At 56.3% G+C, this 26,628-nt stretch carries 26 protein-coding genes and 1 pseudogene; 14 read left to right on the forward strand and 13 right to left on the reverse strand.

Going from position 1 to position 26,628, the window contains the following annotated elements; all coding sequences use genetic code 11:
* Nucleotides 1-239: 239 nt before the first annotated feature.
* From BLU76_RS22315 to BLU76_RS31600, 3 genes are all read left to right on the forward strand, one after another.
* Nucleotides 240-1,058, forward strand: coding sequence for a WYL domain-containing protein (locus BLU76_RS22315; protein WP_078833751.1), 819 nt, complete (start codon nt 240-242; stop codon nt 1,056-1,058).
* 51 nt (nt 1,059-1,109) lie between these two features.
* Nucleotides 1,110-2,636, forward strand: a complete 1,527-nt coding sequence (locus BLU76_RS22320) for a phosphorylase family protein (RefSeq protein ID WP_092224497.1) — start codon at nt 1,110-1,112, stop codon at nt 2,634-2,636.
* Between the two features lie 104 nt (nt 2,637-2,740).
* Nucleotides 2,741-3,820 (forward strand): hypothetical protein, encoded by a 1,080-nt coding sequence (locus BLU76_RS31600; protein ID WP_170867316.1) that lies wholly within the window; start codon nt 2,741-2,743, stop codon nt 3,818-3,820.
* Between the two features lie 90 nt (nt 3,821-3,910).
* On the opposite strand, the gene BLU76_RS22330 is transcribed toward BLU76_RS31600, so the two are convergent.
* Entirely contained in the window at nt 3,911-4,957 is a 1,047-nt protein-coding gene (locus BLU76_RS22330) for a DUF2971 domain-containing protein (RefSeq protein WP_078833749.1), read from the reverse strand.
* Between the two features lie 355 nt (nt 4,958-5,312).
* On the opposite strand from BLU76_RS22330, the gene BLU76_RS22335 reads away from it, so the two are divergent.
* Together BLU76_RS22335 and BLU76_RS22340 are read left to right on the forward strand one after the other, a co-directional pair.
* Nucleotides 5,313-5,873: a tyrosine-type recombinase/integrase gene (locus tag BLU76_RS22335; protein WP_170867317.1), complete on the forward strand. Its 561-nt coding sequence runs from the start codon at nt 5,313-5,315 to the stop codon at nt 5,871-5,873.
* Between the two features lie 406 nt (nt 5,874-6,279).
* The gene (locus tag BLU76_RS22340) at nt 6,280-6,858 is read left to right on the forward strand and encodes a hypothetical protein (RefSeq protein WP_092224501.1); all 579 of its coding nucleotides are present in this window, start codon (nt 6,280-6,282) and stop codon (nt 6,856-6,858) included.
* A 757-nt stretch (nt 6,859-7,615) separates the two neighbouring features.
* On the opposite strand, the gene BLU76_RS22350 is transcribed toward BLU76_RS22340, so the two are convergent.
* From BLU76_RS22350 to BLU76_RS22370, 5 genes are all read right to left on the reverse strand, one after another.
* Complete coding sequence (locus tag BLU76_RS22350) at nt 7,616-8,008, reverse strand: hypothetical protein (RefSeq protein WP_256572699.1); 393 nt, start codon at nt 8,006-8,008, stop codon at nt 7,616-7,618.
* Entirely contained in the window at nt 7,987-8,211 is a 225-nt protein-coding gene (locus tag BLU76_RS22355) for a hypothetical protein (protein WP_078833745.1), read from the reverse strand. The genes BLU76_RS22350 and BLU76_RS22355 overlap by 22 nt, the downstream gene beginning before the upstream one ends.
* Nucleotides 8,212-8,260: 49 nt before the next feature.
* Complete coding sequence (gene tnpB, locus BLU76_RS22360) at nt 8,261-8,596, reverse strand: IS66 family insertion sequence element accessory protein TnpB (protein WP_256572700.1); 336 nt, start codon at nt 8,594-8,596, stop codon at nt 8,261-8,263.
* On the reverse strand, nt 8,593-8,910 hold the full coding sequence (locus BLU76_RS22365) for an IS66-like element accessory protein TnpA (protein WP_078833744.1): 318 nt from the start codon (nt 8,908-8,910) through the stop codon (nt 8,593-8,595). The genes tnpB and BLU76_RS22365 overlap by 4 nt, the downstream gene beginning before the upstream one ends.
* 200 nt (nt 8,911-9,110) lie before the next feature.
* Nucleotides 9,111-10,139: a hypothetical protein gene (locus tag BLU76_RS22370; protein ID WP_092224505.1), complete on the reverse strand. Its 1,029-nt coding sequence runs from the start codon at nt 10,137-10,139 to the stop codon at nt 9,111-9,113.
* A 776-nt stretch (nt 10,140-10,915) separates the two neighbouring features.
* On the opposite strand from BLU76_RS22370, the gene BLU76_RS22375 reads away from it, so the two are divergent.
* From BLU76_RS22375 to BLU76_RS22390, 3 genes and pseudogenes are all read left to right on the forward strand, one after another.
* Nucleotides 10,916-11,728, forward strand: coding sequence for a hypothetical protein (locus tag BLU76_RS22375; protein WP_139211657.1), 813 nt, complete (start codon nt 10,916-10,918; stop codon nt 11,726-11,728).
* 267 nt (nt 11,729-11,995) lie between these two features.
* A pseudogene (locus BLU76_RS22380) lies at nt 11,996-12,127 on the forward strand (ACT domain-containing protein); the annotation flags it as partial.
* A 392-nt stretch (nt 12,128-12,519) separates the two neighbouring features.
* Nucleotides 12,520-13,065 (forward strand): hypothetical protein, encoded by a 546-nt coding sequence (locus BLU76_RS22390; RefSeq protein WP_092224509.1) that lies wholly within the window; start codon nt 12,520-12,522, stop codon nt 13,063-13,065.
* Nucleotides 13,066-13,107: 42 nt separating this feature from the next.
* On the opposite strand, the gene BLU76_RS22395 is transcribed toward BLU76_RS22390, so the two are convergent.
* The 7 genes from BLU76_RS22395 to BLU76_RS22425 all read right to left on the reverse strand — a co-directional run bounded on the left by BLU76_RS22395 (nt 13,108) and on the right by BLU76_RS22425 (nt 19,385).
* A complete protein-coding gene (locus tag BLU76_RS22395) occupies nt 13,108-13,743 on the reverse strand; it encodes a hypothetical protein (RefSeq protein WP_092224511.1) in 636 nt (211 codons plus the stop codon).
* A gap of 113 nt (nt 13,744-13,856) precedes the next feature.
* A complete protein-coding gene (locus BLU76_RS22400) occupies nt 13,857-14,357 on the reverse strand; it encodes a lipocalin-like domain-containing protein (protein ID WP_092224513.1) in 501 nt (166 codons plus the stop codon).
* Nucleotides 14,358-14,428: 71 nt separating this feature from the next.
* The gene (locus tag BLU76_RS22405) at nt 14,429-15,751 is read right to left on the reverse strand and encodes an NTP/NDP exchange transporter (RefSeq protein ID WP_092224515.1); all 1,323 of its coding nucleotides are present in this window, start codon (nt 15,749-15,751) and stop codon (nt 14,429-14,431) included.
* 67 nt (nt 15,752-15,818) lie between these two features.
* On the reverse strand, nt 15,819-16,811 hold the full coding sequence (locus tag BLU76_RS22410; RefSeq protein ID WP_256571887.1) for an oxidoreductase: 993 nt from the start codon (nt 16,809-16,811) through the stop codon (nt 15,819-15,821).
* Nucleotides 16,812-16,916: 105 nt separating this feature from the next.
* A complete protein-coding gene (locus BLU76_RS22415; RefSeq protein WP_092224519.1) occupies nt 16,917-17,177 on the reverse strand; it encodes a DUF2790 domain-containing protein in 261 nt (86 codons plus the stop codon).
* Between the two features lie 130 nt (nt 17,178-17,307).
* Nucleotides 17,308-18,681 carry a heavy metal sensor histidine kinase gene (locus BLU76_RS22420; RefSeq protein ID WP_092224521.1) on the reverse strand — a complete coding sequence of 458 codons (1,374 nt, stop codon included), beginning with the start codon at nt 18,679-18,681 and terminating at the stop codon, nt 17,308-17,310.
* A complete protein-coding gene (locus BLU76_RS22425; protein WP_092143433.1) occupies nt 18,681-19,385 on the reverse strand; it encodes a heavy metal response regulator transcription factor in 705 nt (234 codons plus the stop codon). The genes BLU76_RS22420 and BLU76_RS22425 overlap by 1 nt, the downstream gene beginning before the upstream one ends.
* A 549-nt stretch (nt 19,386-19,934) precedes the next feature.
* On the opposite strand from BLU76_RS22425, the gene BLU76_RS22430 reads away from it, so the two are divergent.
* Genes BLU76_RS22430 through BLU76_RS22455 form a run of 6 tightly spaced genes read left to right on the forward strand, consistent with a single transcriptional unit; the run spans nt 19,935 to nt 26,625 of the window.
* Nucleotides 19,935-22,160, forward strand: a complete 2,226-nt coding sequence (locus BLU76_RS22430; RefSeq protein WP_092143436.1) for a type VI secretion system Vgr family protein — start codon at nt 19,935-19,937, stop codon at nt 22,158-22,160.
* A gap of 16 nt (nt 22,161-22,176) precedes the next feature.
* Complete coding sequence (locus BLU76_RS22435; protein WP_092224523.1) at nt 22,177-22,632, forward strand: DUF6484 domain-containing protein; 456 nt, start codon at nt 22,177-22,179, stop codon at nt 22,630-22,632.
* A gap of 12 nt (nt 22,633-22,644) precedes the next feature.
* Nucleotides 22,645-23,787 (forward strand): DUF2169 family type VI secretion system accessory protein, encoded by a 1,143-nt coding sequence (locus tag BLU76_RS22440; protein WP_092224525.1) that lies wholly within the window; start codon nt 22,645-22,647, stop codon nt 23,785-23,787.
* The gene (locus tag BLU76_RS22445) at nt 23,784-24,848 is read left to right on the forward strand and encodes a 3-oxoacyl-ACP synthase (RefSeq protein ID WP_256571885.1); all 1,065 of its coding nucleotides are present in this window, start codon (nt 23,784-23,786) and stop codon (nt 24,846-24,848) included. The genes BLU76_RS22440 and BLU76_RS22445 overlap by 4 nt, the downstream gene beginning before the upstream one ends.
* Nucleotides 24,845-25,759: a DUF4150 domain-containing protein gene (locus tag BLU76_RS32100; RefSeq protein ID WP_072345251.1), complete on the forward strand. Its 915-nt coding sequence runs from the start codon at nt 24,845-24,847 to the stop codon at nt 25,757-25,759. The genes BLU76_RS22445 and BLU76_RS32100 overlap by 4 nt, the downstream gene beginning before the upstream one ends.
* Nucleotides 25,759-26,625: a hypothetical protein gene (locus tag BLU76_RS22455; RefSeq protein ID WP_170867318.1), complete on the forward strand. Its 867-nt coding sequence runs from the start codon at nt 25,759-25,761 to the stop codon at nt 26,623-26,625. Before BLU76_RS32100 ends, BLU76_RS22455 begins: the two co-directional genes overlap by 1 nt.
* Nucleotides 26,626-26,628 lie beyond the last annotated feature (3 nt).

Here is a 26,628-nt window from a genome sequence, read left to right on the forward strand (position 1 = left end):
ATGCCGAAATTGCCCTTACAGCTCCCTGTGGCTTGAACGTCCTGCACCCTCAAAAGATCCGGCCAGGAAAATTGCGAACTCCAGCTCACTAGCGTATGATTACTATACGCATAGTATTTATATGCAGTCTAGTTTTTATACGCTATCAAGGTTCGATCATGACAAACGAATCCATACCCACGGACGACCAACCCTCCAGCAAGGGACGGCAAGGAGCACGTTGGGGACAGGAACGCCGGTTGGAATTTATCGACTACCGACTGCGGTGGGATGGCCAGATCAACCGAAGCAGCCTCACTGACTTCTTCGGGATATCAGTGCCACAGGCATCATTGGATATCACTGAGTACGGCAAGCTTGCCGAGAACAACCTGGAGTACGACACCCGGGCGAGGGTTTATAGGGCGACCGATACATTCAAAGCGGTTTTCCGATCTACCTCGGTCGAGCGCTACCTGGATGATTTGCTTCGCGTGGCCGTGCAGCCAGAGATTCCATATGGGAACTTCTTGGGTTGGCAGTCCCCTGTATCCGCAGTACCCAAACTGGGCCGTCGACTCAACGCAGATGTTGTTGGGGAGATCCTTCGCGCGATTCGCGAAAAGGGTTACGTAGAGGTGTTCTATCAGTCAATGACAGACCCGGAAGGTGGCGAGCGGCGACTTTCTCCTCATGCTTTGGTGCATGACGGGAACCGCTGGCACGTCCGGGCTTATTGCCACAAACGTCAGGCCTTCCGGGACTTTTCTCTGACCCGTATCAAGCATTGCAAATATGGTGGGCAGGATCAGGAGCGGGCTGATGAAGACTACGCCTGGAATACCATCGTGGATGTGGTTCTAGTCCCACACCCTGGCCTTAGCTCGGCGCAACGCCAATTGATTGAGGCCGACTTCCTGATGGAACAGGGTGAGATGCATATCGAATGCCGTCGAGCTCTGCTTTTGTACCTGCTGTTCCAGCTTAACCTGAATGACGATCAGGCCGGCCAGAAGCCCGAGGTCATCCAGCTCGCCCTCAAAAACAGGGACGAGATCAGGGCACTACTCCAGTATTAACCCATAAAAATTTAGCCAACACTTAACACCTCAGCTACCGGAATTGTCACGATGGCAAACCTTGAAAATGAATTCATTCTGATTGCGGGCAGTATCTCGAAAAAGTCAGAGAAGGCCTCGATCGATCTAGCGCACGACTTCACTCGCGCGGTGACAAAAAGCGTATTGGCCGCAAACGGAGGCCTAGTCGTCTACCTGGCAGGCCTGCCAGTCAATGAGAATGGCGATGCGCTGACCTTCGATTGGACGGTGGCCTACGAGGCTGAGAAGCTGTTGGCTGATTATGCTCCAGCCCACCAGTTGAAGATCGTCACCTCGCAGCTGGCTATGCAGAACAAAATGACGCTCGAGCAGCGGACGTTGATCCGCCGCCTTTCCGCTGAGAACTACGCGCAGATCGTCTACATCGAGGACGACATGGTCACCGGCGGGTATATCGGTGATGAGCAGGTCGAAGTGGCCACGGCTATGATTGCTGTCGGCGGTGGCAAAGGCGTCTCCGACCGAGCGCGAAAGCTGCGCAGACGTAAGCTCCCAGTGCTGCCATTTGACCTTCAGCTCGGCGGCTTCAGCGAAGATGGCGAAGGTGCACTAGCTCTGCGGGCGAATTTCTTCAGGGAACCGCTCACCATGTTCCCCTTTACTGGCGAGCAGGTGAAAGGACGCCTAGATAGCATGTCTCTTCAGGAGCCCATATACGGCCTGGATAAGATCGCAGATCTCTCTGTTGGCCTGTTCCAGGCTGAAAGCGAGGCCCGAGAAGCCGCGCGCTCTCCAGATCTCCTGGTGATCACGGCCATCGCCATCGAGCTTGCAGCTGCCAGGAAGGTCTTCGGCATCACTGAAGATATTCCAACACGCCACACCACCCATGGTGTGCAGTATTGGCCTGTGACGATCCAGCGAGCAGATGGCCCTCTTTCCTGTGTAGTCGCCTCCTTGGGTAACCCGGGCAACGTCAACGCAAGCTCCATCACCAGCATCCTGCTGTCTGAGCTCAAGCCTAAAAAAGTGCTGATGATGGGCATCGCGGGCGGTCGACGTAAAAAACTCAGCCTCGGGGAAGTCATTCTGTCCGAGCGTGTCGTGTACTACGAAGGTGGAGCAGCGCACGCAGGTGGCACTATTGCCCGACGTCCTGAAATGCAACGGCCGGGCCTCTCAACTCAGCAAGATCTCAACACCTATTTCGCAACCGAGTCTCTGCCCACTCGCCTTCTGGAACGTGCGGATCAGCTTGGTTTCTCGATGCCGCCCGAATCCAAGGCGGGTGAAGTGGCGGCTAGGCTAATGGTTTCGCCAGCGACGATTGCATCCGGAGAATTGCTGATTCGTGATCCTGAGGTATTTGAAGATTTTCAGCGCATTCACGAAAAAGCGCTTGTTGCGGAAATGGAGGCTTACGGGGTATTCGACGCCTGCGATAAGCAGGAAGTCCCCGTCTTGGTTGTGCGCGGCATCAGCGATTACGGCGACATCACTAAAGACAATGCTTTCCATAAGATAGCCTCGGAAGCGGCAGCCATCGTGACGTTCGATTACGCCGTGCATGGATGGACTCGTAGGCTGGCTCTCTGAATTATCGTCTCTCGTTGGAATAAGCGCCCATAGTCGCGGGCGCTTTCATCATAAAAGGCTACCTGCTCCGGCGGAATTTTCGGAGTGAACACGGAGGCATCAACGTGATTGAAGACACCCAAGCTCCAGAGCAGCCGTTACCCCCCTGCTCCATTCCCGCGTCGTGCAGGATTAGTTTCCGAGACATTCCTGACGGTACTGAGTGGAAAGACAAATTTATCTCTGCTGTCACTGAAGTAGTCGTCATCTGTGGCCGAGTCATGGATCTGTCGAATCTGGACGGTATCACGATTGGCTTCGATTACGATGCAGCGCTGGATTCGGTGCACTTGGGCTATGAGTCAACGATAGCCAAGCGATACACCAATGAAGGTGGTCTCGTAGGAGTCGGTAAATCGTTGAGGGTTCGCCGGGATGGCGCCATCAAAATGCACGTTGTGCTGAAAGGAAACGTCCTTCTCGATGTGGCTTTACGAGACATGGAGACTGATGAATTCTGGGCTGCGGCCAACATCCTCGCGCATGAACTCGGCCACGTTCAAATTGCCTGCTGGTTCGAGGATCACTCCCCAGGAGTAATGCTGGAACCTCATCAGGGGGACTGGGCTACGAGCACTCTGCGGGACACTGCTCACACGATCTGGGAAGAATATGCAGCCTGCCGGCTTAGCGCGTTGATCAGTCGGGGAGCGCTCGTGACTGATAGCTACGTTCAAGGTCTCGAAACATCTCTCGAAGGCGCTGTAGAGAGGGCGCGCACCACGATCAAAGAATTCCGGATGCATGGCGACGTTGCCAGGCTGTTGGTAGAGACAGGGCGCGAAACCGCGATGCCATTGAAAATGGCGGCCTACCTGATGGGCCATCTTGATGGCATTGGGGAGCCCGCCGACCTTGAGGGACGCTGCCAAGTCGCAAGCGATCTAACCCAGCATTTTGACGCTCTGTTAAGTGAACTCCGAAATGCTTGGGAAACAAGAACGTCTTGGAGTGGGCTTGCCAGCCTTGACCCGATTGTCGAGGTCATTGTAGATGCCCTTCGGACGGTGGGAATCGAGGTCACTTTGAATGAGGTACATCCGGGCTCACGTGTGGACGTCCCCTATCGAGCTGAGACGCTGCCCAATGGCGAAGCAGACATGGCCATCATACGGATGAGACAGTCGCTCGGGCTCGAACCTTAAGTTCGACCGATGAACGCGAGTCGTACACTGCAGCCGCTCGTGATGATCTCGCTATGCCTACCACCTAGAACCAGCATGCCACCTCAGCACTCAAGCCGTTTCGGCGCCGTCTTCTGTCAGGTCGCTCCGAAGTGGGTGCTCCTGCATCATCCACTCTCGAGGCATGTTGCCTTGCTGACGCCCATACATCGAACACCAGTCATCGAGGCTAGTAAGCACCGAGATCATCCGGAACTCGTTGGGCGCGAGCGTGACCTTGTAGACCGGGATGTCGATTTCGCTGCAGATGGTCAGGATCTCAAGCGCATGAGCATCCGAGATCTTAGCCCCAAGATGAACAGCCTTGAGTGGCGCGGAACGGTTGAAGCCTTTGGTCTTTCTATCGCCATCTGGAATTACCCAGCGCCATTCGCGTTCGTATTTCCAATCGACAGCCTTGCACAACGATGCGGCAATGCCAAAAAGCTTGTTGAAGTCCTTGCCCTGACGGTGAGCTCTGAGAATATGGGTAATGTCGAACAGCTTATCGGTGTAGGCGACCGGCCAGAGTGTGAGGGTGGGAAGCTCATTTCGGTGAAGCCGTGTGAAGTCGTACTCCATGGCGAATCCGGTATGGTCGGCGCCATAGTGGCTCCACATCAACACTGAATCCACGCGCTCGCTCAGGCAGCAGATTTTGTAGCTGCTTTTGAGCTGATCAATGAGGTTTGGTAGCTGCCCCGCTTGGTGATTCGGCGCCAAGATCCCAACTTCATGAACCCATTGATTAACATTCAGGAGGCCCGGTTCTTGACCCGACACCAGTGCCACTACCGCAGCAACGGGGTCGTCTGACGAGAGAGCAGTAGCGATCTGGTCATCGCGGAAACCTAGCTCATCAAGCTTCTGCCAAGCAGCGAGCTTCCGATAGTCAATCCAGAATGCCGTGTCGTATGGGTCATTGAACTCACTGGCTACGCTCAGCCAGAGGCTTTTCTCAGCCAAATTCCTAAATGCATACTTGCCGCAAGGCCGGATTTTAAACAGCCGATTGGGCGTGTGCAGGGTTTTTCCGCTTATAAGATTCGGGATGTCCATCTCACCAATAGTGGCTGACGAAAAGTTCTCAATAAAATCTCTTACCCAATCCCTATCCACACGAAATCCTTTGTGTACGTGGCCTGCTCAGGCGGGAGAAGTTATCACATCTTATGTCGTGCTCAAGTCTGCCGACCTATCAACTGCGTGCGCAACGTGCGACTAATTTTTAAGGGTATGCTCAGAGGTTACGCTTTTTCATCGGAAATCCTGTCAGCAACCCACCTATAGCTTGCCGCTTCCCCGCTCGTCGTCTTTATTTCCTCCATCACAGACCGAGGAATCGAAATGACCACTTCATCGCTGCTCCGACTCGAAAACATTCTGGTTGTGACCCCTGGAAACCACGACGTCGTCAGCCTGATACCCGCCACAACGGCTCAAATATGCGCTGCATGAGGAAGCAATCCGGCGAGTGCATGCAGTTGATGACCATGACCGCTCAGACGCATCGTACAGTACGCGCCCGACAACTACGGGGGAGGCTCCAATCACCGGCAGCGGTACCCTGTCCGGCATCCGGGCTCAATGCGTTGAAGCACTTCTAGAAGCAGGTGTTCGTCCGCAAGAGCTCCGGAAAATGAAGGTTGGCGACCATTCCGATGTCCGCTTCCAATGCTTGAGGGTAGTTCGACACAAAGCTCGTAACCCACAAAAACCCATCATGTTGACTCACCACACTGATGAGCTCCTGGCAGGCTACATCTCGGCCAGCGGGCTTCCGGCCGAACATTATCTGTTTGCATCCCCGCACAGCCCCAGCGCGCCAATACGTCAGCGCGAGTTCCGAAGAATTTGGGAGGCATGGATGATGACTTCACCCCGAGCTGTAAGTCATCGAATGAACGTGATCAGGGAGTTTCAGCGCGAACTTAATATCGCTTTGATCGCTAGTCAGCTGTCTGGCCACTCTTCAATGGATATTCTTCACCATTATCTGCCCAAGGCAGATGAGTTTCTGATCGCAAGGCGCTAGTCGATAAGTCGTGACAGTCGTAGCGATAATTAGCGTAGGCCCAGTCGCATTTCTACGGGGCCGTCTGGCATAAACCAAGCCGTCATCAGACTGACGGCTTCGCTTTCGGCTCTAATCATCACCCTCAACTCACGCTGAACGAGCATCGGTGTCAGACCTAAAGGTTCGATTTGGAGCATGCTGCGTGCAAGGAGCAAGGGTTCATTAGTTGCTCTGCTTCGGGTTGTTAAGCGGATAGTCTTATCCTGCGGGGAAAAGACTGCGAGCCGCCCCTCTAAAAGTTAACGGCATGCTATTAAGGTACTGATATTTAATGATAATTTTACAAGATTCTGTCCCCTACCGCCTTGACGCCTCCCACTCCGTGGTCTTCAGTTTGTGGTTACCACTGAGGAGAAAAACCACCATGTCTTTTTTGTCCCTGTTCCGCCCCGTGTGCGAGCCTGTAACCCTGGATCCGGTTCACCACTACGCTGTGTTCAGCGTCCCGCAGTGGAAAGACCCGAACCTCCAAGCACTGCCTAGGGCAACTGAGCAGCGCTTCGCTGTCTTATATCAGCCTTTTGAAAAAAGATTCGCTATGGAAACCTTGGAGCAGGCGTACATCCAAGGCGCGATGTCCGGGGTGAAGCTGGTCGCCTTGCACAAAAATGAGCTTTGCCTCTTCCTGAGTGACGACGTTGCCGCCGCTACCTTTCCTGCCCTTGAATCGTTGTGGGAACCTATCAAGGGGTTGGATCTTAATCGTAACCTGTGGGTGGACTTTTTTTGCGAGCATGAAGTGCTTTCCGGTCGATGCAAATACCCGTTTTGGCGAATTGTCAAAGAAATCATTGCATCCAATATCTTGGGCATTGAAGAATACGCGACCCCTGTATTGCACGACTGCGCATACGAAATTTCCCTTGGGGATGACCCGAAATCTCACCAGTTTCATGTTGATATCTGCCCGTCTCCTCGAGTCAATCCGCCTGACGTTTGGTAGATCTGCTCGCAAAGGGCAGTTTCAGCGCATGTTCCGTCTGCGGGTGGCTGTCGTACATCAAGCCACCAAACAGCTGGCGCCTTGGCCCTTCGGGCTTCATCCTCATGCCCTTCGGTGATCCTGGTCTGCGCGCTCCGCTTACAGCGATTTCAGAGTCACGCCCTAGGTTGGACATTCCCTGCGCCTACCACATACTAGCTTCCAACCATCGTGCAGTGAGGTTACGCAAAAAATGGCATGGTCATTTTGGAAGGACAAACGCCCTACCTGGATACAGGCGGAGGAACGAGATTTCATCAAAGCAGCCAACAGCCTGAAGACATTGCAGGTGACACCACGAGGCGGCATGAGGATTGACCCCGAAGAACTCAGAGATCAGATCCTAGCCGCACGAGAACTGTACAAAGATTTGGTTGAGAAGTAGTGATGCTGGATGTCCTGCCTACGCTGTAGCAAAATCCGGCCCGTGCCGCGAGATACGTGCTGACCTAACGAGAAAGGTTAGGCAGAAACTGAAAAGGTGACCTCTACGATACCGGGCACCTGCGCCACCACTGAACTTCCGCTAGGCCCATGCAGGTGAATACTAAGGTTTCCATGCACCGTATCCTGCGTCGAGCAAGCGTACTCGGGGGTGCTGCTTTGGAGGCTGCTGGATTACTTCAAGGAGCTTCTCTTGCAACCAGAGTGCATCCTGCGCAGAAAACGAATAGCCCATCTCTTCAAGTTCTAGTTCGAAGCCTCCCTCCTCTATAGTTCACACAGCGACAAGGGTGCCTGCGCCTAGTGTCCCCTCCAGAAGCTCAGTGCTAGCATTCTCAACCGGGAAAAAACCTGTAGCGCTGAACTGCCATGCGCCATGCGATAATCGATACTTTCTTTTGAGCATGCCCTCGTAACGTAGTGCTGCCGTCGCGCTTTCTACATCCGTTTGTTCAGTCATGGCCAGAGCTTCGGAAAGGCAAAAGGCAATATCCGCCGCTACCTCCGAGCCGACATCGATCCCTTCGAATTCAAACTCAATACTCGCGCCCCCTCCATCGATACCTGCAACACGGCATTCATAGCGATCATAGAACTCCCGGCCCCGCCAGCAGAGGAAGTCCCGCTTGAAAGAGAGAGTGCTAGTCAAATCAGGAGCCTCAAGCATAAGCATTTACCGTCCCGGCTAAATACAAACATAAACGGTTTGTTTTCGTGAATGAGTTGCTGGTTGCGGGGCTTCTGAGGCAGAACCTCTTTGCCGAGGCTCGCCAGCTGCGTATCTAGATGCTCAACGCGTTTGAGCAACTGCGCAGCGAGGCTGCGCAGTTGTTCGGTGTCGAGCTGATCGAGAGGAGTAGTAGGAATCATGGCGATGACTCTGCCCGATCTGCTGATCGATGTATGTCATCCATGTCTCTTAATGGTTACGGATGGCTCCGTCAGACCCAAGCCGTTGCCAGGGAAGACCGACCACCAGTGCCTGTAACTGCTCGGGACTTAACTCCATCTGATCGCCATGCCGATTACTCGGCCAGGAGAATTTTCCTTGATGTAGACGGCGTGCCGCCAGCCAAACGCCCAAGCCGTCGTGCACCAACACTTTCATGCGGTTGCCTCGGCGATTGGCAAAGAGGTAAGCGCAGTGTGGCTGCGCCGCACCGAAGACAGACACGACACGCGCGAGGGCTTCCTCGGTGCCGGCGCGCATATCCATCGGTTCGGTGCCCAGCCAAATTGCGTCGATGCGGATCACGAAGCAAGTCCACGGACAAAACGGACACATCCTTCGGGATCGGAAGACGGCCATTTCACCGTGATGGTTTGCTCGTCAAATGGCAGCACGATGATCACCAATGACTCGGCCTCCCTTTTCGGAGCGACCTTTACCGGAACGAACGCCGGCAGCGTTGCGGGTGGTTGATCTCGGAAAAGTAGCAGCCACTTGCGGATAACGTTGGCATTGATGCCATGACAGATGGCAACGCTGGAGATGTAGGCGCTGGGTTGCAGGCATTCCTGGACAACTTGGGCTGTAAACGACTTGGTGTAAGATCTTCGTTGGCGCATTTAAGGACTATCGCGTCCGCTTAAAAATAGGCGGACACCATCGCCCTTAATTTGGGAGGTCGGTAGGTGTGTTCACCGTTCTATTACAGACTAATCGCAATAGTGGGGTGGACGGACGAGGGTTGGTGAAAATAAAGAGCAAGCCTATAGAGGCTGCTCCTTTACGAAGTTATTTAGTGACACTTTGCGCTGATTTTCGGTTAGGCGCTACGGTTGACCGGTGTGAACTCTGCTCTCACGAAGTATGTTTTTTCTTCGCCACTCAGGCTTGAAAGACCAGCCTGCGTACCAGCCTCAACTAGCTTCGCCTTAACTGATAGCTCGAAATTTTTGTCTGTTGAGAATGAAGTATTCTCTTTAATCTCAAGAGACGCGGTCAGGCAGCCACCCACTTCGCGGGCGAACACGACCGCTTTCCAGGAAGGTTCATAAGAGAGCCAGAAAAAATCCTCACGATCAACTTTGCTATTTGCATTCCACGGCCGGCCGGATAGAGAAAACTCACGAGTGTCCAGCGTATCTGTGTCGCGCTCAGATTTACTCGTATAACTGATATCGCCACCACCGGCTGGGCCCACTTGCACTGATGCGTCTGCAGTGACGGTGTTGCGGGTTTTATCTGATGCTTTCTTGGTGATGCTAATTTTAGTCGCCCCTAAATGCACCAATAGCTTGATCAATTCCGATTCGCGCTCCTCCAGTAGGATTGCGTCGTAACTATCGCTGGGGATGTAGAGGTTTCCGTTATCCGGGGTCGAATAGTCAGACAGCGGATGCCTGCGGTACGCCTTGCCAACGACTGGGTGCCCGGGCTGGAAGCGATAGCCTGCATCTTTTGCTTGGCGCCGAGACAGGGAGTGGTGTTGTACGTAGGCCGCGACCACCCGGGTTTCTTCTGTTACTTGTGATACGGCCGAGGCGGATTCTTCTGGTGTAGTGCTGCGATCTTTGGGGGCAAACGATGCACCTGCGCCTGGTATACCGGCACCAGTGGCAACACCGGCAGCCGCTGCGGCAGCGCCAGCGATTAAGGAAAGTGGAAGGAACGGGATGAGAAACGATGTTGCGACACCGGCCGCAGTTATTGCCGCTCCTGCATACGCTGGTTTTGTAGCAAATACTGATTTGTCTTGATCTGGGATAGTAAAGTTTGGCGTGTAGTCTGTACCAGCTCCCTCGCTGGGGGAGGATGCGAACGGCTCTTCGACGATATAGATAAGATCAAGCACGGGATAATGTTCCTTATAGACCGGACTCTGAGTGGCCAAGCCACAGGTTTTCGCGCAAGCGAGTTCTAAGCCATCTATATCGGTGACACACAGAAAATCTTGATAGCTACCGCCTCTCCGACCTCCCGGGATCAGAGCACGACTAGAGTATAACGCCGTGCTCCGTATTGCCTTCTGCTTCGCTTAACAGCCTCGGCGTCCCGAATTCCTGATGACGCGTTTCACTGCTGATTTTCGCTGCTGCGATGTCACTGGCTCTGGAATCGGGCTGCTTTATTAGTTGTAAAATCTGATAGCAAATCGCTATATTTGCCGAATATGGATTAGGTCTCAGAATAGGCAGGGATATGGCGTCAGCTTGGCAAACCGTGTTTTCACACCAAAACCTTAAGAGCTACGCAGAGGCGGCACGGGAAATCAATTCCCATTATCGGGTGCTTTTTTTGGATGGGTATGACTCGATTGTGGTTCCTAGCAGGGGGGCGTATCCAATCCTAGATCTAGCCCAGACACTCTGGGAGCTAGAGATCCGGAGCCATAAGGATTTTGATGCCCGGTGGGCCGCGAAAAGTGAACAGCTTTCGTCGCCTATACATCGGGAACTGACTCTACCGTTTTCTGCAGATCCGGATACGACGTGCCAGACCTCATCTGCTATCAGGCTCTTCTGGACAAAAGTGCTAGCTGCAATTGTTAGACGGAATAATACAAGCCCTTATCTTCAGACATATAGGTGCATTGTTGAACAGTTAGTAAAAGGCTATTGGCCGTCCTACGTGAATCCAAGAAACGCACCGAGTGAGAAATTCATCTTTGTCGACACGGTGGTATCAGGTCGGGCAATCTGCGAAATATTTGATGCCTTTGAACGTGAAGGCTTGGATAAATGCTTCTTTTTGTTGATCGTCGATAAGCAAGGCCAGTCTCTCAAACCGGAATTCCGTCGTCGTATAGACGAAATGGTCAATCTGGGACGATGCGAAACGATCAATGTCACATCGCTGTTTACTGAAGATCGCGGCCCGGCGGTAAGTGGCGTTTGGAGTACGGTTTATCCTGGGGTGATGCGTAAGCTACAGAAAAAATTCCCTTGGGCTAAAGATGCCTATGGTGCCGGTTCGTTCTACTGGAAAGTCAGAGACGACAGCAATGAGTACCCCGCAAGCATAAACAATCCAGGACACAACATGCCTGTGACGGCAATCTTTGGCCGTATTAGCACCCTGATGTTCACAGTCCTGAATAACGACATAGAGATCAACGCTTTAAGACAGGAAGGTGGAAGTCTCAATCAGATCCAAGCACTAATAGATAGACATTCTAAATTTTATGGATTCCAGTTACAGCAGTTAGAACAACAATTGAGCAAATACAATACTTTCCGCGCAAGCACAACCGAGTCACTCGCCAAACCAAGAATCAAAGTTATACATCCTAATGCGAGCACCACTGTGTCCAGCTCCCATCTCGTCAGGGTCGCCCTGTCTTACAAAGAGGAGTCTAAATTCTTCAAGTCTCTGGTGAGTGACTATTTGTGCAGTACGATAGACGCTTTTTCGGACACCTATGGGTATGAACGCACTGAGTGATATAGGTTGGAGGCTATGCCTTGGAGTGCTCAGGGTGCAGATCTTCGAGCACGGCTGTCTAAAACCAAGTCATCTTCGGCGTCCTGACCCTACGGCTGATATCCTCGCGCCAGTGCGCTGCGCTTTTTCGCGTCGAGCGGAGAGCCGCACACTACTCGGAATTCCGTAAGACTCATCAAGGAAGATCAAGCATGCCTGAATCGATCAATCCGTCAGAGACTGCCCCATGGTTCGCAATGCTTGGTCTGGAAGATATGGCCGATGGAACTGGGAAATGCTGGCATCAGCTGTAATGTCATCGCGGCTTACTACCACGACCACATTTTTGTGGGCAAAGATGATGCCCAGAAAGCAATCGAAGTGCTGCAGGCGCTCGCACGATCTGGATCTGCTTACTAGAAAGCACTTTGAGGCATCTGAAAAAGAGCAACTTCCTCAGACGCAACTGATATACCCGCGGCCATAGGCTCGGGGGCCGATTCAGCCTTACCACTCATCCGGGATTTTGGCGTATTCACTGCGATTGCTCGTGCAGCCAGGATGGACAGGGAAAACACCAATGCCAAAATCACCTGGATCAGCCGCGAGTCTGGTTCAACCACCAAGTACGCCAGTTTTCTGCAAATCGCGTGGGTCAGGTGCCAAGAGACGTTGCTGCGGCTCTCCATCTCTAGATACATCTGGAAGAGATTGCTGATGTTTGGGTGCGCCGTAAACCTCAACTGATCCTTGATGGCTTAGGGCTATCAGTCGATAATCACGCCTTCTAAAAAAGCACATAAGGATTTGCTGTGAAGAAGCTCTACTTGGCTCTACCGTTCTGCGCGCTGGTGCTACAAGGCTGTGGTGTGACCATGACCCGCTATGAACCCAATTTTCAGAACGTTCAGCAGCTCAAGCAAAATGCACCCATGCAGCCCTTGCGCGAAACGCAGGTGAATGCGGATTCAGGTCAAGGGTCGCTGATGGTGCGCCTGAACCCGATTTCGTCGCCCGAGGGCAGCGTTCCACTGCACATCCAGGCCGCGATCAATGATGAGCTCCGCCAGGCGGGTCTGTTGGACCCTCGCGCTGACCGGCAGCTACAGGTTCAATTGGTCAAGAGCCAGCTCACCGCAGGCATGAGCAGCGGCCATGGCGAAGTGGCTGCGCGCTTCACACTGCGTAAAGGTGATCAGGTTTTGTACGAAACCACTAAAGATGTGCAGCGTGATTGGGACAGCAGTTTCTTCGGCCCGATCGCCATCCCGGCGGCCGCGAACAACTACAATCCTATGGTGCAAGACCTGCTCAAGAGCCTGTACAGCGACCCGCAGTTCACTCAAGCGTTGAAGTAAATCAAAAAAAGAGCCGCGATTGCGGCTCTTTTTCTATCGGTGTCAGCCCCGTGGAATGCGGGTGTCAACAGCGGAGTATTTTATGCGGTTGTTGTCGACCCAGTTCTTCAACAGCGCGTTGACCTGGCGGTTGAAGGTGTCAGTGATGGCAGCCTTGGGCGTATTACCTGCCAGGGGCAGGAACCAGATGCCCATCCAGGTGTTGATCGCATCATGATTGCTGGCCTTGCCCAACGGCTGGCCCTGCTCGTCCAGGGTTTCCAGACTCATGGTGTACTGGTCGGTTGCCAACGCAGGAATGATCGTGAACGTAAAGCCACTGAGGAACGCCAGGACCATTTGCCCACCGCCTGGCGCATGGTTATAGACCTTCAATCGGAGACTGTAATCGCCTGGTTGCTTCTGGAATTCGTCAAAGACCACGCGCCCAAAAAGCCCTGATTCATCGAAGGTTCGCTTCAGATCGGGCTTGAGCATGTCGCGAGCCTGCGGCACCTCGGTGGCCTTGGCATTGTCGGGATCGCCCTGATAGAAATCGAAATCGACATAGACGTTCGGTTTGTTCGAGTAGCTGGCCATTGAAGGCAGATTCACCGGGGCCACTTCATCTTTGGTGAAACTGGCGCAGCCACTCAGGCTCAAGGCCAAGGCGAGGCCTATGGCTTTTGCAAATTGCATATCGACTTCCTTGCGTAATTTGACTAATACCGCTCACAGAGAGGGGAACGAATTCTAGCGGGATACGCTTAAAAGCAAAAGGCCATCATCTGATTGCACGCGACGCTTCGAAATTACCTTACACGCTCCCAGACAATGTGAACCTTCGCCCCATCCGGGCGGCGAAAATCTTCTACCATCCGATTGCCATCGACCTTCAACTGCAGGTCGTCCCGGGTGCGCACAGCGCCCACCCAGTTCGGGAACGTAGACCCTTCGACAGTGTTGCCTGTGAACTCACCGTTCCGGTCGACGGTATATCGCCCGAAAAAGCCGATGCTCCCCGCCATTGCTGCCCGGTTTTCCTCATCCGTGCCTTCGCCACGAACGTTGGATCGAAACGCCGGCACGCGTGGATCCGTGAGTACTTCGACAAACGTCAGCTCTGGCGTGAAGACGAGCCAACCATGGGGATCGGGGCCATAAGCATCCGATCTACTGCCCTGGCTCTCAACGGTTGCACTGACCATACGCCATGTCCCGACCAAGGCGTTTTCCTTGCCCGCAAACGCTGTGGAGAGCGCCGAGAAAGCAACAACCGCTACGATCGCCAGTACCGTGTTTTTCAGACTCATCCGCTTCACCTTTCCTCGCCGCAACGACGCGGCAGACAATAGAGTGGGTTTCATGCTGGTCGGTACGGTGTTCATGCCCTGGCCGAGATGGTCGCCAAACGTAACTCCCGCAACGTGGCATTATCCGCCCTCCGCCCCAGTTGCCAGCCCAGGTAACCCCACAGCAGTGCACAACAGGCGCCGATTATCGCGGCCAGACCGGCCCCCTGCCCTAGCAGGTCGAGCAGACTCTTGGCCCAGCCGCTCATGGCGTCACCCGCGCGATAAACCACGGTGTCGATGAAGTTCTTGGCCTTGTATTTACTCTCGGCATCCAGCGACGCGAACAGCATTTCCCTACCCGGCCGAACGAACGCGTACTCACCGATTCGTCGCACGATCATCACCGCCGCCAGCAGAGCGAACCCCGGCGCCAACGCCAGGCCGAGGAAGCCGATGCACATGAGCAGCGGCACGACGGCCAACAAAGCACGCACCCCCAACTTCGGCGCTATGCGGCCGGTGATGAACAGCTGGGACAGTAACGCGCCCGCCTGCACGATGATGTCGATGGTGCCGAAGATGCGTACCTGCGCCTGGCGATCCGGATAATGCTCGGCCACCAGGCGCGCCTGCTCGAAATAGAGAAAGGTGCTGACCGTCGCCAATAGCACCACGAAGCCGGCGATCCCCAGCAAGTAAGGTGACCTGAGCACCGTCGTCAACCCGCTGAACGGATTACCGTGCAATGGCTGTTGGGGGCTTTGCGTCGGCGCGGCACCGGGACGACCAGCCCCGCCCGTTTCGCGCCACCCCATCAACGCCCGTTTCAACACCAGCGTGGCACCGAGCAACAAGGCCGCCAGAAACATCAATCCCGAGGCGCCGAGGGGGTCGATGAGCAGCGCGCTCAGGGCCGGCCCCAACAAACCGCCGACGCTGGCGCCCGCGGCGATGAAGGCGAACAGACGCTTGGCCTGCTCGCTGTCGAATACATCTGCCATCAGGCTCCAGGCCACTGACACGACGAACAAGTTATAAACCGAGATCCAGACGTAAAAGACCCGGGCCAGCCAGACACTGTCTGGCTGGAACTGGAACAACTCGACGAACATCAGCAGGTTGAAACCGAAGAAGCCGTACACCCAGTCGATCAGGCGCAGGCGCGGCACTCGGGAACTGAGCCAGGCGAACAACGGCACGGCAGCCAGCATGACCAGGAAGGTCGAGGTAAACAGCCATTGCAGATTCTCCACCCCTGCCGCGATACCCATCGACTCACGGATCGGGCGCAGCATGAAGTAACCGGTGAAGAGGCAAAGGAACAGCAGGAATCCGCACAACGCTGGACGTAACTCGCCGTCGCGGGCGTTCAGGGCGAGACTCAGCCGGTGCAAATAGGAAGGCGTGCTCATAGGGACTCCGGGGAGACGGCAAAGGCAAAGGTCAAGCGCGGGACGGACGCCCGCGCCCAGGGTTGCATCAGCGATAGGTCACGCCGGTCAGGCGCTCGGAGACAGCCCAGAGTCGCTCGGCATCCGCCTGCGTGTTGGCGGCGGGCGGCGTCTTGGCGAAGCCCAACGGACCGCGTCGTTCATCGTCACCGGTCGGGCCGTAATAAGCCCCGCCTACGGCTTGGGCAGCCGTGGCGGCATATAACGTGGGCAACGCCCCTTGTGCTGCCGAGTGGTACGCATCGCGGTCCTTTGCCCAGCGCCGACCGAACTCGCTGTCCAGGCCTGGACCCCGCGCGACCAACTCGGTGACCGCAACGCCGGGATGCGCCGCCATGCTGCGAATTCCCCAGTTTTCGGCGTCACTGCGCCGCTGCAAGGCAAAGGCCCAATGCAGGATGGCCAGTTTCGATTGTGCGTAAGCCGCGTAGGGGTCGTACTTCTGCTCGCTCTGCAGATCATCGAGATTCATCGCGCCGCGCGCCGCGGCAATGCTTGACAGGCTCACCACACGGGCATCCTCGCTTTGACGCAAGAGCGGCACCAGCAGGCCGGTCAGCGCGAAGTGCCCCAGGTAATTGGTGGCCAGTTGGAGTTCAAAGCCATCAGCAGACGTACCTCGCTCGGGAGGCGCCATGACGGCGGCATTGTTGATCAACACGTCGAGGCGCGGCAGTCGCTGATTGAGCCGCTGGGCCAGGCCGCGCACCGATGAAAGATCAGCCAGGTCCACGTTCTCGAACTGCACCTTGGCGTCGGGCACGGACTCGCGGATACGCGCAATGGCCTGTGCGCCACGCTCCGGGTTGCGCGCGGCGATGATGACCTCGGCGCCGGCACGCGCCAAGGCCAGCGCATCCTCGTAGCCCATCCCGCTGGTGCCACCGGTGATCAGGACAATCCGGCCTTTCTGGGACGGTATGTCGCTGGTCGACCAGTCTGGTTTCGGTGTAATGCGATCGGAAGCTTCGATACTCACCGTACTGAGCAGCGCGACGCCCGCGGCGAGGGTTCTCGCCATTCTCGCAAGCCGATTCATGGTGCTCGTGCGGCCAATGGCGGGGGGTGTTCTATTCCACATGGTGATGGTCCCTGTCTGAAGAAATGAACCGGCATCGCCGGACGGTCACTGTTTCGAGCACGCCTCAGCCAACTGCAGAAAGCTGATGTGTTTCTTTACCCCTTGGGTGTTCAAGTAGGTCATTTTGGCTTGCACGACCTCGCATACCGGCGATGTCGCCTCCTCGATATGAATGACCCTGGCGATGTCCAGCGGCATGCCATATTCGTAGGCCGGGAACTGCGCTTGCTCTTTGGCGAGCAGCGGCGAGCCGCTCAAGGAGATGACTGCCAGCAGGCCGGCAATCGACAGGTTTCGAATGTTCATAGTGGGCTCCACGACACTGTCCTCGTTGGGATGGTCGTGGCACTTTAGGCGGGGGCGACTGACGTCAAGGTGACTGCTGGCTGACGGGAAGATGTCAAACGCGGACGGACTTTACTCCCAGGGACGACGACTAACGCACGGTCTGGTTCATCAAGGAAAATCCGAAGGTGTTGAGCCCGTTTTCGCTGTGGGCAAACACGCGTCCACCGTGCATGGACGCCACCGCACGCACGATGGAAAGGCCCAGCCCATGGTGCGCATCGCTTCGCGCCCTGGCGGTGTCGGCGCGATAGAAACGCTCGAACAGACGCTCCAGGTGCGAATTGTCGATGGGCTCTCCGGCATTGGAAACGCTCACCTCGACCTGCATGCCGTGGCTGGCCAGCGTCACCGTGATGGTGCTTGTCGGCACCGCGTAGCGCGCCGCGTTCTGTATCAAATTGGCCAGGGAGCGGTGAAAGAGGCGTCGGTCGATGCACACGCGCATGTCGCCTTGGATCACCACGCTCAGCTGTTTGTCATGCAAGACCGGCTCCAGATACTCCACCGTCTTCGCCGCCTCTTCATAAAGCGAGACGTCACTGAGCTCGGTTGCTCGTTGCCCGCTCTCGGCCCCGGCCAGGAACAGCATGTCATTGACGATGGTGCCCATCCGCTCCAGCTCTTCGAGGTTCGACTGCAACAAGTCCTGAAGCTCGCTCACCTCACGCCCGTGGGCCAATGCCACCTGGGTCTGTCCGATCAGGTTGGTCAGGGGCGTTCGCAGCTCATGGGCCACATTGGCATTGAACCCTTCGAGCTGGCACCAGGCCGCTTCCTGGCGCGCCAAGGCGCCGTTGAATGACACCGCCAGTTCCTGCAATTCGCCAGGTAGCGCTTCGGTGTCCAGTCGCTGCTTCGAATCCCCCGGCGGCAGGCTGTTGGCTTGACGGCTCAAGCGCCTCACCGGTCCCAGGCCAAAACGCGCGATCCAGTAACCGAGCAGCGCAACCAGCCCGATGCCCAACGCCGAGGTCAGGATCAATATCTTGGTGAAGTGGTCCAGGGTCTTCCTGAACGGCGTCGAGTCCAGCCCCACGATAAAACGCAGTTCCGGACGGTTGCCCATGGCGGGAATGGTCTTGAGCAGCACCATCATGGGGCGCTCTCGGTCAGGTAGATCCAGGGTAAAAAGCCCATCGGAGCGCTTCGACCAATCCTGGCCATCCGGCATCGCCCCGCCGTAACTGAAGGCCGGGTTGTCTACCAGGATCCAATAGCGCACTCGTTCATCCGCGGGCGTCAGGCCGTCGAGCTTCTGGCGCAAACCGACCCAGAATGCTGGCGAATCGTATTTGGCTAGCACCGGGTCGAGCACGGAATGGCGCAGCACCAGCTCGTTTTGCATCTGCTCATCGAGCGATTGCTTCAAGGAACAGCGCAACAGCGTCGCACTGATCGACATGATCAGCAGGACAGCGAGGGCGAACATCAGGGCGAGCCGCTTGGCGATCGATCGTTTCATCAAGGCGTACCCGTTTGCCTGCCATCTGCCTCTCGGCTTTCCAGTACATACCCCATGCCGCGGACGGTATGCAGCAGCTTGCGCGGATACGGGGCATCTACCTTGGCGCGGACGCGCTTGATCGCAACCTCGACCACGTTGGCGTCACTGTCGAAATTCATGTCCCAGACCTGCTCGGCAATCATCAACTTGGAAAGGATCTCGCCTTGATGCCGCGCCAACAGGCTCAACAGACAGAACTCCTTGGCCGTCAGGTCCAGCCGCAGCCCGCCCCGGGTCACCTTGCGCGCTTGCAGGTCGACCTCCAGGTCGTCGATGCGCAAATGCGTCAGGTCGGCCGAGTCACCTGCGTGACGACGGATCAAGGCCTGGACACGTGCGACGAGTTCGGCAAATGAAAAAGGTTTGCCCAGGTAATCATCGGCGCCTTCGCGCAGCCCGCGAATGCGATCATCCACCGTCCCCCTGGCCGACAACATGATGACCGGGGTTTTCTTGTGCAGGCGCAGGCCTTGCAATACGTCGTAGCCGTCTTTGCCCGGCAACATCACATCCAGGATCACCACGTCGTAGTCCCATTCCAGTGCGTAATGCAGGCCATCGATACCATTCGTGGCAACGTCGACAATGTAGCCAAGCTCGGTCAAGCCACGATGGACGTAGGAGGAGGTTTTTTCTTCGTCCTCGACAATGAGCAAACGCATCGGGTAACGCCTCTCTTAAAACGGTGCCACAAATTAGGAGACCCAATAGCCGATCCCGATGTTTGGCTGGGTGCTGATGCTTCAAGCCCCCTGCAAGATCGCCTGGATGTACATTTTCCCCAGTCTAGGCTGCGAAGGTGTCCGCAGGCTGACCGCTTCCTGACATTCTTGTCAGAAAGGTTGCAAAGGCCGAGTCCGTCACTCTCATAGTGTTATTCGATTTTGGAATGACAGTTATAGCTAACGAAACTACGTAGACGACCTTCCGTCACCTATCTTGACGTCAGGTATCCGTCCCATTCCGGGCGATGCTCGGAACGTTATCTAACGGGCTCCAGACACACGTCAATCCGCAGGATGAGGATCTGCTCGTACGTTCAGTTCGATTGAAGACCGCAATACCGATAAGGAGATCCCCCTGTGGTGGATGTGCAGCAAGTGTTGGACTCGAATTCCCCTGGCATCCCCTATGGCGACGACTATGCGTGCGACGCCACCTTCTTTACCACGGCCGACTGACGCCCGAACACGAGCCAAAGGAAGCCGTTCATGGCAATCACCCAAAACAACCGTTTGGTGCAGGTCGACAGCCCCCTCGGCGGCGATGTCTTGTTGCTGCAAAGCATGGAGGGCAGCGAAGAGCTGGGGCGATTGTTTCACTACGAATTGGACCTGACCTCCGAAGACCGGACAATCACGTTCGACCAATTGCTGGGCAAGCCGATGGGCCTGACCCTGGAGCTGTATGACGGCGGCAAGCGCTATTTCCACGGCATTGTCTGCAGTTGCCGGCAATTGACCGGCCACGGTCAGTTCGCCGGTTACCGCGTCAGCTTGCGCCCGTGGTTCTGGCTGCTCACGCGCACCTCCGACTGCCGGATTTTCCAGAACAAGACGGTGCCGGACATCATCAAGCAGGTGTTCCGCGACCTCGGCTTCTCCGATTTCGAGGACAGCCTAAGCGGTAGCTACCGCGAATGGGAATATTGCGTGCAGTACCGCGAAACCAGCTTCGACTTCGTCAGCCGGTTGATGGAGCAGGAAGGCATCTATTATTACTTTCGCCATGACAAGTCACGGCATGTCCTGGTACTGGCCGACGCCTATGGCGCTCACTCCACGGCGGCAGACTATGAATCGGTGCCCTTCTATCCGCCCGATCGGCAAATGCGCGAGCGCGATCATTTCTACGACTGGCAACTGGCACGGGAAGTCCAACCCGGCTCGCTGGCGCTGAACGACTATGACTTCCTGCGCCCACGCGCCAGCCTCGAGGTGCGCTCCAGTGTGCCGCGCACCCACACCAACGCCGACTACCCGCTCTACGACTACCCCGGTGAATACGTCCAGAGCAACGATGGCGATCATTATGCGCGTACTCGCATCGAAGCCATCCACAGTCAGTTCGAGCGTGTGCAGTTGCGCGGACGCGCCCGCGGCATCGGTTGCGGTCATGTGTTCACGCTGACGGGATATGACCGTGCAGACCAGAACCGCGAGTATCTCGTGGTGGCCGCCCGTTATCAGATTCGTCAGGACGCCTATGAAAGCGGACAGTCGGACGTCGCCGAACAGTTCGTCAGCGAACTGGACTGCATGGATGCCAACCAGGCCTTCCGAACTCTGCCCCTCACGCCGATTCCCATCGTCCGTGGACCGCAGACCGCCGTGGTGGTGGGGCCCAGTGGCGAGGAAATCTGGACCGACCAATATGGCCGGGTCAAAGTGCATTTCCATTGGGATCGCCATGACCAGTCCAATGAAAACAGCTCCTGCTGGATTCGTGTTTCCCAGGCCTGGGCCGGCAAGAACTGGGGATCCGTGCAGCTCCCGCGGATCGGCCAGGAAGTGATCGTCAGTTTCCTCGAGGGCGATCCGGATCGGCCGATCATCACCGGCCGCGTCTACAACGCCGAACAGACCGTGCCCTACGGGTTGCCGGCCAATGCCACCCAGAGCGGGGTGAAAAGCCGTTCAAGCAAGGGCGGCTCACCGGCCAACTTCAATGAAATCCGCATGGAGGACAAGAAAGGCGCCGAGCAGCTGTTTATCCACGCCGAGAAAAACCAGGACATCGAGGTCGAGAACGACGAGACCCACTGGGTTGGCCATGACCGCCGCAAGACCATCGACAACGACGAAACCGTGCACGTCAAACACGACCGCACCGAAACCGTCGATAACAACGAAACCATCACCATCGGTGTGGATCGCACGGAAAAGGTCGGCAATAACGAAACCATTTCCATTGGCGTGAACCGTACCGAGAAGGTGGGCAGCGACGAGAAAATCACCATTGGCGCCAATCGCACCGAGAACGTGGGCAGTAACGAGACCATCACCATCGGTGCGGACCGCACCGAAAAAGTCGGCGCCAACGAAAAAATCAGCATCGCCAGCAACCGCACCGAGGACGTGGGCGGTAACGAGACCATCGGCATCAGCGGCAACCGTAACGAAACGGTCCAGGGCAACGAAGGCATCGAGATCAGCGGCAACCAGAGCACCCAGATTGGCCAGAACGAATCCCGCGACGTCGCCCAGAACCGCACCACCAACATCAAGCAGAACGACAGCCTGGACGTTGGCAAGCACTTCTCCCTGACCGCCGGCGACTCCATCAGCCTGACGACGGGCGACGCCAGCATCACCATGAAGAAGGACGGCACGATCATGATCAGCGGCAAGAACATCACCATCGACGGCTCCGGTGCCATCAAGATCAAGGCCAGCAAAAACGTGGTCGTCAAAGGCCAGAAGATTCTGCAGAACTAGCCATGGAGTAGGCGCTATGACCGTTGAATACCACCTCCCCGCCTCCTCCTCCACGCCAGCGCGCGTGGAGGGCGTCGTGATTGGCGTGCTTCTGGATGTGCCCAAGGCGGACGCCCCAGTGGTGGCCTTCCCCGGTTGCCCCGCTGATACAGGCCTCGCTGCGCGCACGACCACACCGCTCACTCGCGAGGACATCGGCGCCCAGGTCGCGCTGATGTTCGAGGCCGGCGACGTGGCCCGACCGCTGGTGATCGGCCGCATCCAGCGCCTGCCGCAAACCGCCGCGCCTGCCGTCGCCCAGCTGGACGGCGAGCGCTTGGAATTCACCGCAGAACGGGAAATCGTCCTGCGCTGCGGCAAGGCGAGCATTACCCTCACGCGCGAAGGCAAGGTGTTGATCCGAGGGGCCTACCTCTCGAGCCGATCGTCTGGTGTGAACCGCATCAAGGGCGGCTCGGTACAGATCAACTGAGGCAGTGACGCCATGGAATTGGTAAACAAGACCCGCCTGGTCGGCGGCTATACGACTTCAACCGATAAAACGGGCCGTGAATGGCTGGTCGTGGTGGCGAAAGGGACCTACGGCATTCCAGATCACCCTGGACATCCGCCGCGCCTGCTTGAACAACAGGTTCCGCTGATCATGGCCGATGTATTCCCAGGGGAGCCCTGCGAATCAGCCGCGTTATACGAAAACGATTTTGCGCTGCACAAGCCCCGCTGCGATGTTCTGCTTAATGGCCACTGCCACGCCCCCAACGGTGAGCCGGCAACAGAGGTGAACGTAGCGCTGAAAGTGGGGGCTCTCGTCAAGGCATTCAAAGTGATTGGGGCACGAAACTATGAGGATAGCGCCCTCTCCCACTCAATAAGCAGACCTGTTCCATTCACCACAATGCCGATTACCTACGCGCAGGCTTTCGGCGGCGTGGATCGCACGCATGCAGACCCGGCCAAACACAAATGGTACCCATGGAACCCGGTTGGAGCCGGATTTTACCCCGCAGCGAGCAGTGCCCAGACCAATGGCTTGCCGCTCCCAAATACCGAAGAACTGGACAGGCCGGTCACCGCTCCCCACGAACATTACAAGCCAATGGCATTTGGCCCGATTGGTCGGGCATGGCGGCAGCGTATCCAATGGGCCGGCACTTATGATCAGGCGTGGCTTGATCATCAATTTCCATTTCTTCCCGAAGATTTTGACGTGCGCTACTTCCAATGCGCACCCGAGGACCAGCAAATCGATTTTCCCCGTGGGGGCGAAGAAGTCGCGCTGCTTAACCTGAGTGATAAAGGCCGCTCGGCATTCAGGCTTCCGGCAAATCTGAAACTCGCGATGCTTGTCGTTTTCCACGACGACAGCACACGGGAAGCCGCCGCCGTGGTCGACACCATCATTCTTGAACCAGACGCGAATCGCCTGACGCTGACATGGCGAGCTTCTTCACCCCTCGGGCGCAACATCAGGGAGGTGGCCAAGGTCATCGTCGGGCAAACCGCCACTCAGTTCGAGCAGGCCAAGGCCAACGAAGAACGCATGCGCGCGAAACAACACTTCAAGTCATTGGCTCAACTCATCGCGTGGACAAAGGAAGCCTATCCTCCCGCGGAAGAGGAAACATGACCTCCATGCAGGGGCACGCCCTCTTCATTACCAGCATGGGCATGGCGTGTCCCGTGGGCTTATGCGTCGCCAGCGCCTGTGCTGCCAAGCGCGCCGGGCTGTCAGCACTCCAGGAACTGCCGTTTTTTGACAACGCGTGCGAACCGATCATCGGCGCGGCGGTGCCCAGCCTTGACCTGGCTTTGCCGGCAGCAGCGCGCATGTCCGAGCTCATGCAGCATGCACTGGTCGAGTTGATACAGGGTGCGCCGAAGCTGGATTGGACAGAAGTGCCATTTCTCCTGTGCCTGGCTGAACCGGAGCGCCCCGGAATCAATATCAGGGAAATAGCCCAGGCCGTCATACAGGACGTATCTTCCAAGTTGGGCATACGGTTCCATCCAACGCATTCCAGGGTCATCCCCTCCGGCCATGTTGCCGGCATGCATGCCCTTCATGAAGCCAGTCGATTAATGCAGGAAACACGGGTCCCCGCCTGTGTGGTGGCGGGTGTTGACTCACTGCTCAGCGCCTTGACGCTGCAGTGGCTGGACGAGCATCGCCGGCTGAAAACGGCCACTCACAATGACGGCTTGTTTCCTGGTGAAGGGGCTGCGGCCATCCTGATTCAGGCCTATCGGCAGCCTGGCACCTGTTTGAAAATCTCAGGCCTGGGCTTTGGGCAAGAAGAGGCGCCTCTTTTGTCGAGCAAACCCCTGCGAGCAGGCGGGCTGACCGACGCTGCTCGTACGGCACTCGCACAGGCCAAGCTGGGTCTGCATGAAATTGATCTGCGCCTGTCCGATGTCACGGGAGAGCAATACGGGTTCAAGGAACTTCCGCTGATGGAGGCCCGGCTTTTTCGGACAGTGCGAAAAGAGGATCAGCCACTGTGGCATTGGGCAGAGGCCATGGGTGACACCGGGGCCATTGCTGGAATCGTCCAATTGATACTCGCCGACCAGGCCTTTCGCAAAGGCTATGCACCAGGAACCACCGCGATCTGTCTGAGCAGTGCCCTGGCCGGTGCACGCGCGGCGGCTGTCGTGCGCGACCTTAGCCAGCCAGAGGGGGACCTATGAGCTGCGACGTTTACGCAAACGGCGATGAGATTGCCTGCAAAGCGGGTGGCGGCAAGGTCATCGCGGCGTTCCCGGATGTCTGCCTGACACCACCGCCACCTCCGGGGGGACCCATCCCGGTGCCCTATCCGGACACCTCGTTTTCCAAGGACATGAAGAAAGGCAGCAAGACCGTCAAGATCGAAAACAAGGAGATCATGTTAAAAAATCGCTCCTTCTATAAAACCTCCCCGCTGGGCGATGAAGCCGCCACAAGAAGCCAGGGTGCCGGTGTCATCACTCACGTCATCACCGGCAAGACCTATTTTGTTTCATGGTCAATGGATGTTCTTTTCGAAGGCCAGAACGTAGACCGACATACCGATCTCACCACATCGAATCATGCCAGCCCCGCAGCGAATGCGGCCGTGCCCATGGTCAACACCGCCAAATACAGTCCGGTGCAACAAGACGCCAAGGTACCGGGCAAACACAAATGTGAATGTTGCGGCGGCGCGGCGCACTCCAAGGCTCAAGCGAACGGGGAGTACATGACGGAAGACCAGTTCTACGGCACCGCAGAAAATCCCAAGAATGCAGCCGTCCTCGCCAAAGTCCGGGCCAATCCCAAGTGCAGGCACCTGTTGCCACCCGCCGGAAAGCAACCGAGCGGCTGTAATAAGTACTACGTAACGAGCAAACGAGAGAAAGCCAACATTGAAAATGATTGGGCGATTAACCGGCCAGGCTATATGCGTTGGAAAGAAGTGGGCCAAGGAGAGCCGGTGGCGCATAGAGTCCCCAAGGCGGCCGGAGGTTGTCCGTCCGGGCAAGGGAATCTCGCCCCTACTGGCAAGAAGTGTGAGAAGCTCGAAGGAGAGCTGAGCGCACTTCAAGAGACACGCATCAATAGTTTTCCAAGGCCCGAATGATGAAAGCCTCTATTTACAAGCACACCCAAAGACCCGCTTTCCTTCAAGACAGCTTCTATTGGAAAGGACGCGGATATCACTACAGCGGTAGCGCTCCGGCAGAAGTATTGTCACCTGACGGATGGATGAGCCATGACCCGTGGATTGCACTTGCTGCGATTCTGGAGCATGCCAAGCGTGGAAATTACAGCCATGTATCCCAACTGCGCAAATGGATAGTGGACCCCGATTGCGATCCAACGCTGGTATCGGCCTGCCTCGGTCTGACCGCTGATGCAGGGCTCGACACTGACCTGGATTTCCTGGCCGAACTCATACTCGAAGGCCCCACTTACCTTCGCATCGAGGCGTGCCTGGCAGCCCAGTGGTCTGGTGTGCTGTGGCTGATACCTTTCATGGTTGAGGCATGGCGCATGTTTGCGCGTCGGGCCGACCGTGCCGCCGTGGAAGCCAATTTAACCAATCTTCTTGACCCCATAGAAAACGAGCCCGAGTTCTTTGACAGTGGCCTGAACGAAGTCGACTACAAAGCGGCTGTCGATTCACGACTTAGCCAACTGCAGGACGCTTATGGCAGCGATCGCTGCTCAATTTCCGGGGGGATGCCCGTCGACATGAACAAACAAGTCTGGGTCATGAGAAAGTCCCTGGTTCCTTCAGGCACTGACGAATGGATCGATTGGAGCAACTTTCTCATCTGGAGGCGTAAATTCGAAGTGTATTCCGGCGTCGACTGTTCCAGCTTCTACGGAAAAAACGGCGAGTTTCAACCGCTGAATGCGGCCGCTATCCTGGACCGATACATGGCCTATCCCCTGCACTTCGAAGTCGGTAAACGTTACTTCTTTGGAAACCTGGTGCCGTAACAA

Source organism: Pseudomonas sp. NFACC08-1, assembly GCF_900106735.1.
Taxonomy (GTDB): Bacteria; Pseudomonadota; Gammaproteobacteria; order Pseudomonadales; family Pseudomonadaceae; genus Aquipseudomonas; species Aquipseudomonas fluorescens_Q.